Below are 8,720 nucleotides of genomic sequence, written 5' to 3' on the forward strand. Positions count from 1 at the left end.
ACCGCCGCCATCTGGCACAACCGCGCCACCGGCCAACCCATCACCCGATCCCTGATCGCCTACGACCACTGATCAGTTAGGACTTACTCGTCTAGGTGCGCGCGCTCCAGCTCTGTCACGGCCTTGCGCGCGTCGGCGACCGCAGTGCCGGTGAGCGCGGCAACTGCCCGAGCATCGACATCTCGTCCCGGTGCGATCGCGAGGTACCGGAACGCTTTGGCCGTCGCGAGGCTCAGGTGCCGGTAGGACCACGAGAACACCGTGCGCACCGCGGTCCGCTCGTCGCCGGCCTCCATCAGGTCGAGGCGGTCGGCGCCAGCGAGTTCCGCCACCAGCGCGGTCAGGCTCTCGTGCGGCCGGGCGTTGACCATCTCCGCGGTGATCCGCAGGGCCAGCGGGAGACACGTGCTCCACTCGCACAGCCTCTGCGCCGCCTCAGGGTCGGCCCGAGCCCGCTCTCCCACCAGCGACGTGAACAGCCCAAGCGCCTCGTCCGGTTCGAGCAGCCCTAGGTGCACGCGGCTCGCTCCGTCGCGGATCACCAGCCCGCCGAGCGAGTCCCGGCTCGTGACCACGACGAACGTCGAGCCCGCCCCCGGCAGCAGCGGCCTCACCTGCTCGACACTGCGGGCGTTGTCGAGCACGATCAGCATGCGTCGTTCGGCCACCAGCGTGCGAAATAACCGGCTGCGATCGGACAGATTCGTGGGCACCGGCTCGGCCGACCCGACCAGGCTGCGCAGCAACTCGCCCAGCGCGTCCTCGGGGCTGACCGGCTGATTCGGGTCATATCCCCGCAGGTCGATGTAGAGGTCGCCGTCCGGGTACGCGCCGCGGACCCGATGCGCCCAGTGCACAGCGAGAGCGGTCTTGCCAACCCCCGCCGTGCCGGAGACCGCAGAGATCACCACCGCGCCGGAAGCATCCTCGCGCAACCGGTCCAGCTCGGCGAGTTCCTCCTCGCGGCCGGCGAAGTCCGCGACGTCGAGCGGAAGTTCCCGTGGCACGCGGGCGACCGGCGACGCCTGCTGTCCGACGTTGAGCACCAGGTTGCCCGCCACGTCGCGGGCCTGCACCACGTTGCCGGAGACGGTGTCGACAACGTTCGCGGACTCCGCACGCGAGCCTTGACCGTCGTCCACCGCACCACACTAGCGACGGCCGCACACGTCTATTCGGTCGTGCAGGCAGCGCCGTTCAGCGTGAACGAAGTTGGCCTTGAATTGGCACCTTTCACCACACCGTTGAAACCGAGCGAGACCGACCCGTCCGGCACGATCAGCGCGGTGTATCCCGCGTTGGTGACGGCCACGTCCGCGCCGTTCTGCGAGGACGTCGCGCTCCACATCTGCCTCACCGTCTGACCGTCCGCGAACCGCCACCTCAGCGTCCAGCCGTCGACCACGGCGCCGCTGACGTTGCTCACAGTCACCTCGGCCTGGAATGCGCCGGGCCACTGGCTGTTGATCTGGTAGGCGACAGCGCACGTCGGCCGCGGCCGCACCGTGGTCGTCGTGGCGCAGTGTTCGGGCACTTCTGCGCCCACAGGCCGCGTTTCGCCTGCGTCGCCTGGGTTTCGGTCGCGGTGAGCGGGGCTGCCGTCGACGCCTTCGGTGCGCAGCACGCCGCTCCACAGCCAGCAACGAGTAGTCGGTGCCGTCCGCGAGCACGGGCCTGATCTCGGCGGACGTGTGCCTTCTGCTGCTCGATTGGAGTTTTTCCAAGCGGTACCAAGGAACTCATGAAGTGTGCTCGGCGAGGCCGGCAGTAGTCGGCGATCCACGTGATGAGCTCGTTGAGCCCGGCGTTGGTGCGCGACAGTGACAGCACGGGCGTGCCCGCGTGGACGCGGCCGTGCCGGTGGAACAGGTGGTCGCTCTCGGGTGAGGCAAGGTCTTCCAGCACCGTGATCGCCCAGGCCGCGAGGGCGCCCACGACCCAGTCGGCCCGCGCCCCAGCGGGGTCCTGCTCGCCCTTGAACACGGTGCCGGTCACCGTGAAGCGGTAGGCGCGCGGCCTTTGGCGTCGCGGTGGGCGCGCACGCCCCCCCGCGCCGGTGCTTGATTACTGGTGGAAGGTACTTATTCCAACCATGCGCTATTCCTCACCGGAGACGAGGATCTGACCAGCGCTGGCATGCGGTCGCGGATGACAGTGCCGACTGGTGGGCGGCCAGCACGTCAACATCGTCGGCCCCTGCCGCCGCTCGAACGTCCTCTTCTGCCGATGTGCGGACGGCCCGGTCGGACTCACTCTTGGGGGCCGTCTCCTGCTCGAGCCAAGCGCTCGCGACTCAGATATCGAACCGGCTTGCCGAGCGACTCCGCGTAGGCAATCTCCCGTCGGGTTGACTGACCTACGTAGCCGCCCGGATCCACGATGTACACCTCGTCAGCCATGCGAATCGTTTAGAAGTGCACGCCGCCGAGCCGCCCCTTCAGGTCCGAGCTGTCGGCTGTCCAGTCGTAGTCCGGCAGATCGGGGAGGCTGAACATTCCAAGGCTGATCACGACGCAACCTTCCATCGTGAGCCGCTGGTTGACCTCCGCGAACTCGGCCTCGAACTTGGTCGAGCCGCAGAGCGTGATGACCTTCGCCTCACTCTCGACCGACTGCGGCGCCTGCTGATCCTCCATGAGGTTCAGCTCATCATCGCTGATCGCGTCGCTTGAGCGCGCTCACGCCGACGACCGTGCGCTCGCGTGCGACCGGCGTACCGGGCGCAGACTCTGTTGGCTCGGTCGAACCTCCGAGACAAGACGGCTCACTACTAGGAAGTAGTCTCCTATCATCAGCCGATGCCTGACCCAGCAACCGACGCGGAAATGAGCGGTACTGAACCGACCGCATCCGCTGTCGGCCTGACAGACCTAGCACGCGAACTGCAGGTGCCCACGTGGAAACTGCTGGACAAACTGGAAGAACTCGGGTTTTTCGCGCGAGATGAGCACGTTAAGATCAAAGACCACGTGGCTCGACGAGTGCGTGATGCGTACGGAATTCCACCAGGCGAGCCCCGTAAAGCTTCCGAAGACGACACTACCCGTTCGACTGAATCTACCCATAGCGCAAGACAGGAACGGACCGAACACACCGCGCGTGCCGGGCTCCTGTACGGCCGGGTGAGATTCTTCGAGCAGAGCCGAGGATACGGCTTCATCGCCGGAGACGACGGCGTGGACTACTTCTTCCACGTCACCAAGGTCATCAGTGCCACCGCAGTGGTGACAGGTCATCGCGTTACGTTCGAACCGGGCACATCAACCCGAGGACCTCGTGCCAGCCATGTGGCCGTTGTGGACGACTCTGGCCGACCGACAGGTCAGCAGCGACAACGATTTCGTGAACCGGACCGTTTCATCATGACGAAGAACTCCACTGTGCACGGCTTCGACATTGTGCAGGTCGTGGCGCCGACCTGCTGGTATGAGGCCTTCGATCCCAACGAAGCAAAAGAGGGGCTGCAGACGTACGCTGCCAGCCTTGGCGCAAACGCGATTGTCAACCTCAGCTTGGAAAAATACTCGAAAAGCCCTGAACCGCTGCTGCTACGGCTGATCGGGATCGCGCCCAACTACTATCGGACGATGCATCGCTTCTCCGGCGCGGCCGTGATCATCAACCGAAGTGTGCGGCGGTGACCATCGCACGCGATGGCCACTGGCTGAGGAACGTCAGGCATGCGGGACTTAGAACTCCTAACGCAATGAGAGGTTGCGGAGTCGGCGCCAGCAGATGATGCCGCAGGCCAGACTGAGGAAGGCTTCGTGGATGTCGTCGCGGATCTCCCAGCGGATCCGCAGACGGCGGAACCAGTGCAGCAGTGCGAAGTCTGCTCGACCACCCAGCGGTAGACGCCCAGGCCGGAGCCGTGTTCGCTGCCGCGGCGGGCGATCACGGGTGTGATGCCCAGGTCGCGGACCAGGTCGCGGTACTTGTCGTGGTCATAGCCGCAGTCGGCGTACAGCGCGTCAGGCCGGAATCGCGGGCGGCCGCGTTTGCCGCGCACCGGCGGGGACCTTGTCGATCAGCGGCATCAGCTGGGTGACGTCATTGCGGCGGCGGCCGGTGAGTGACACGGCCAGCGGGATGCCGTGCCCTTCGGTGATCAGGTGGTGCTTCGAGCCCGTTCTGGCGCGGCCGACCGGGCTCGCACCGGTTTTGGGCCGCCCTTGGGGGCACGCACGTGCGAGCCGTCGATCCCCGCCCGCGACCAGTCCAGCGCGTTCGCCGCGTTGAGCTCGGCGAGCAGGTTCTCGTGCAGTCGCTACCACACGCCGGCCTGGTGCCAGTCGCGCAACCGCCGCCAGGCGGTCATACCGGAACCGAAGCCGAGTTCCTGGGGCAGGAACTCCCACGGGATGCCGGTGTAGAGCACGAACAGGATGCCGCACAACACCTTGCGGTCATCCAGCCGCTTGCGTCCCGGATGATCGGCGCGACGCGGCACCACCGGGAGCAGCGGCTCGATCCGCGCCCACAACTCGTCGGACACGATCCAGGGAAGCTGCTCGCCCTTCCTCACACCGTGATCAACACGTCGTTGATCAATCTTATTCCAAGATCATTCTGTTAGGAGTTCCAAGCCTCACGAGCCACCTTGCCGGGCACGCATGACTTGCCGTGATCAGCCCCAGAACAGACGCTCATCAGCGTAAATCGTTTTGTGTCAAGGGGTTGGCCAGTGATCAGGACTTGTCGTCGTTCCCTGCATAGCGGCATGGGGTGGACCCGGCAGCGCGTAATCGGGTTGGGTGACGACGGGTGGGGCGGCCCATGATGAGCGTCGAGATCACCCAGGGGTGTTTCCATACCGCATGGGGCTTGCCCTGCCCTGCTTGTAGCGCGGTCGCGCGGTTCAGGCCGCGGTGACCGCAGCGGCGGTCATCAGCGACTCGAAGTCCTCCGCATCGCAGACCAAGCCGCAGCACTCGGCGGTCCGCGGATGGCGCTCGCCCCTACGGATTGTGATGCCGCAGGGCCCGTGAAGAACCGGGCACGATACAGAAGTCGTTCGACCCGGTCAGCTATCGCCCGCGCCCGTATCTATCTGTGGCTGGCGGGGGGCTGAGGACACCTCTAGTCGGTCTTGGAGGGTGGCGTGCCTGAACTGATAGATCGGTCCGACGGCTCGAAGTAGGTGTCGTGATCGAGCGTCGTCCAGGAACCGCATCAGCCGTAGCGGAGTGTTATGACGCGTGGCCAGGTGGATCTGGGCTACAGCAGTGGTCCCCGCCCTCGAGTACGTCAGCCAGGTCGTGAGTCCAGCCGCAACGCCCACGCCAAGTCCATATGGCGCCGAAGTCAAATCCGAGCCCCAGAGAATGGCCCAGCTAGCCAGCCCGGCCGTGAGCCCTCCTGCAAGCCCGATCATCAGCCCGAAGGCGTTGTCACCCTCCCATGCTTTGACAGGGTCCACAGAGTCCGTGTTATTGACATTGGTAAAGAGCTCGGTCACGAGTCCGAATGTGAGCGCCGACGCGAGGCCCACCACTACACCGGTTACGAGGCTGTATATGAGCACGCCCGCAAGCCCAGAGCTGGCTTCTTGGAGTCCACGCACGAGCCCGGTAAAGAGCCCGACCGCGACCCCGAACGGGAGTCCAGCTGCCAGCTGCCGGACCGCGAAGAACTGCGGCCACACCAGTGCCGCCACGAGCCCGATCATGAGCCCAGCCACGGGAACGACCACGGAAACGACCATAGGCCCCAGCGCGCGGTAGCCGAACAGAGACAAGGACCCGTAGTAGAAGACGATAGCGAACATGAGCCCAATAGGGAGCGCAAACATGAGGTGACGGAGCGCGAAAAGCCGCCATCCGAACCGTTTCATTCGCGGACGTGTGACCGCGCTACCTCTGAGCCCGGCGACGAGCCCGGCAATGAACCCGAAGACGATCCCGGCGGTGGCATTGCCTTGAAAGCTAGACCAGTCCGATTTCATGCTCTCGAAGCCGACGCCAAACATGAGCCCGAACACGAACGCACGAGGAAGAGAGCGCGTGAGGTGTCGGATCGTAAAAAGTTGCCGCCATCCGAACCGTTTCGCTCGCGGAGGCGTGACCGCGCTACCTCTGAGCCCGGCAACGAGCCCGGCCGGGAGCCCGAACACGAGCCCGAATATGAGCCCCGCCGAGGCTCCGGTCGTGACCCCGGTCCAGAGCCCCGCCTCTGTCCCTGACCACAGCGCTTCCGTAATCCCGTCCGTGATGCCTGCCGAGAGCCCAACGGGAAGCCCGAAGGCTAGTGTTGCGAAGAGGACGGTCATGAACGTGCGGCGTGCACGCGGAATCCAGGTCGGGATGGTCCACCACCTGAGGTCGCGGGTGTGGTGGTGGTTCATGTAGGTGGCGATGACAGTGAGCGTGCGATGGGCGGTTTCGGCGGTATACCTAGGCGTTGGTTGTCCTGGGCGCGGACCATAGGCCGTGGTGATGGCGCGGTCGAGGAGGTGGTTGGTGATGCCATCGGAGTCAGGAAAGCGGGTTTCGTCGAGGAGTTCATCGACGGGTGCCGCCGGCAGATAGGCATCGCGGAGAAGGCAGGCAGCGAGAGGGGTAGTGAGTGTTCGGGTGAGAACGCTGTCCGGTTGCTGGGTGAGGGTGGCGGCAACGGCCTGCCAGGCGGGTGGCGCGGGTTCGGCGAGGGGCCGGACCAGGTAGTCGGCGACGTCGGTAGGGGTGAGTAGTTGGAGTTCGATGGCTGCTGCGCCGGTGAGCGTGTGGTCGAGGGCGGCGCCTGCCAGAGCCGTGACGCGGCTGAGCACGACGAGTCGGAAAGTGGCTTGTTCACTCAGTGCTTGCAGCGCCAGCGGGCGGGTCTGTTCGGGGATTTCGTCCAGCCCGTCGAGGAACACGGCGATACGTCCAGCGCGCAGCAGAGCCTTAGCGTGCGCTGTGCCGGTACGGCCTGCGAACAACGGGATTTCGGACAGCTTGCTGCACAGCCAGTCTTGGACAGATGTGGTTGCGGGATTCCAGTTCTGCAGGGTGAACACGACCGGGACAGGTATACGTCGCCCATCTTCGATGCTGGCTTGGTCGCGGTAGCGCAGCGCGTCGAGCAGCAACAGAACCGCCGCAGAGCTTTTCCCGGTGCCGGGGCCCCCAAGGATCAGCAATCGACCGGACGCGAGCCCACCATAGACCGTGTGCAGCGCGCGTCGGTTTCCGCTCCGCAGCCGACTGGGGGTGACTCGGTCCAGACCGGGAAGCGGTTCGAACGGTACGTGATCGTCATATGCCGAGCTGGCAGCAGCCACTGGGCCAGCCACGCGTTCTGCGGTACGGCACCAGCGGACCGGCAGCGGCGCGGGCTGCAGCAACCGACGGTCGTTCGCAGCGTCCTCCCACTGGTTGCGCATCGCTAACGCCAGAGCATCGGTGAGCCGGTCTAGCTCCGGTGCCTCGACCGGGGCGAAAGTCTTAACGACCCAGCCTCCAACGATGATCAGCAACCCGACGACAGCGAGCACAAACTGGCCGTAGCCACTTGCGTTGCCACGCTCCCCTGGCTCCAGCAGCGCCACCTGCGCGACCCACCAACTCAGACCAGCAGCAAGCAGCAGTGCGCTCGCAACAAGCCACCATCGCCGCGTCATACATGTACATCGCGTTAAGAGCGCCTGTCGTGACAGCCGCCACACATCGCGTAGGTAGCGACCATGGCCAAGTTGCGATGCAAGATTCCGGGATGTTGCTGGCAGATCGTCTCCAGGAGCCGGTCGCTACGGTCCTGTTCAGACCGGCAACGAACCAAGTACATCGCGACCTCCGGCGTCGATACGCGGTCTCCTGTCCAGGAATCGCCCTGTCGCGAGGTGCAGTTACCCCCGCTAGCGCGCATCGCCCGTCCGGCGTAGCGGTCGAGCCCCAGCCACGGCCGGACGAGTTGAAATATCTCACGGGGGAAGGGCGCTTGAGCTCAGGCGTCTGTCGTGCGTTGCCGCCTGGATAGAACGGCCCTAATGCTCACCTCGACGCTTGATCCGCCCCAGCTACTCAGGGACGTATTGCTGACCTGGTGGCACACTGCGGGGTAACTACGCGGAAGCCGAACGCCGCTACACCCGCTCCCTCACGATCTTCGAGGAGCCTGACAACCGCGTCAGCACGGGCTCAACCACCCAGTGAAGAGGCGTGTTTTGGCAAGCGCAAGAAAACCCGCACGTCGCCGTGCAATAGCGTCTCCGTACCGCTCGCCTGCGAGCGCAGTTTGCGGTCGCGGGATGATCGTCAATATTTGACGGATCCTCTCAATACGAGCTGATCTAGGAGCTACCTGGTTCGGCGACGCAACTGCCAGTGTACTCCCAGGTGAATGACTGACTACGACATTCGAACTCATGGACCGCTTTCGGACGTGTCAGAGTGGCTACACGTTCAGCGCGTCACCACTAACGCACTCTCATGCCGCTGAGCGCGCGGGCCGACCACAGGCAAGACAGCGCCGACGAGCCTTGGGAGCACGGAGTGGGAGCAGATTGGGAGCAACTGCGTGCGTTGAACGTATCGGGACGGTCCTCAATAGACTTAAACGGAACCGCGCCGACCTGCAGGAGTCTTGTTTCCGCAGGTCAGCGCAGTATCGCTGCCATAGTTCACACAGAAGGAGTCCTCGGACCGACTGGGGTTGCCCCGTTTTGACGGACAGGGTCGATGAGGTGTTGTCACGCTACCTGATCGACTGGTTGGTATCGGGTGGCTTCGTAGGCGGTGGGG

Annotated in this window: 5 protein-coding genes and 1 pseudogene; 1 reads left to right on the plus strand and 5 read right to left on the minus strand. The window is 64.8% G+C overall.

Annotated elements, in window-relative coordinates; genetic code table 11:
• Nucleotides 1-83: 83 nt before the first annotated feature.
• The 3 genes from ABZ345_RS47005 to ABZ345_RS47015 all read right to left on the minus strand — a co-directional run bounded on the left by ABZ345_RS47005 (nt 84) and on the right by ABZ345_RS47015 (nt 2,636).
• Nucleotides 84-1,142, minus strand: coding sequence for an NB-ARC domain-containing protein (locus tag ABZ345_RS47005; RefSeq protein WP_359862222.1), 1,059 nt, complete (start codon nt 1,140-1,142; stop codon nt 84-86).
• 29 nt (nt 1,143-1,171) lie between these two features.
• A complete protein-coding gene (locus tag ABZ345_RS47010; protein ID WP_359862224.1) occupies nt 1,172-1,624 on the minus strand; it encodes a cellulose-binding domain-containing protein in 453 nt (150 codons plus the stop codon).
• A 784-nt stretch (nt 1,625-2,408) separates the two neighbouring features.
• A complete protein-coding gene (locus ABZ345_RS47015; protein ID WP_359862226.1) occupies nt 2,409-2,636 on the minus strand; it encodes a hypothetical protein in 228 nt (75 codons plus the stop codon).
• A 162-nt stretch (nt 2,637-2,798) separates the two neighbouring features.
• On the opposite strand from ABZ345_RS47015, the gene ABZ345_RS47020 reads away from it, so the two are divergent.
• A complete protein-coding gene (locus ABZ345_RS47020; protein ID WP_359862228.1) occupies nt 2,799-3,641 on the plus strand; it encodes a cold shock domain-containing protein in 843 nt (280 codons plus the stop codon).
• 57 nt (nt 3,642-3,698) lie between these two features.
• On the opposite strand, the pseudogene ABZ345_RS47025 reads toward ABZ345_RS47020, so the two are convergent.
• A pseudogene (locus ABZ345_RS47025) lies at nt 3,699-4,525 on the minus strand (IS5 family transposase).
• A gap of 498 nt (nt 4,526-5,023) precedes the next feature.
• Nucleotides 5,024-7,528, minus strand: coding sequence for a hypothetical protein (locus tag ABZ345_RS47030; protein ID WP_359862229.1), 2,505 nt, complete (start codon nt 7,526-7,528; stop codon nt 5,024-5,026).
• Between the last annotated feature and the right edge of the window lie 1,192 nt (nt 7,529-8,720).

The organism is Lentzea sp. NPDC005914 (assembly GCF_040629405.1).
Lineage (GTDB): Bacteria > Actinomycetota > Actinomycetes > Mycobacteriales > Pseudonocardiaceae > Lentzea.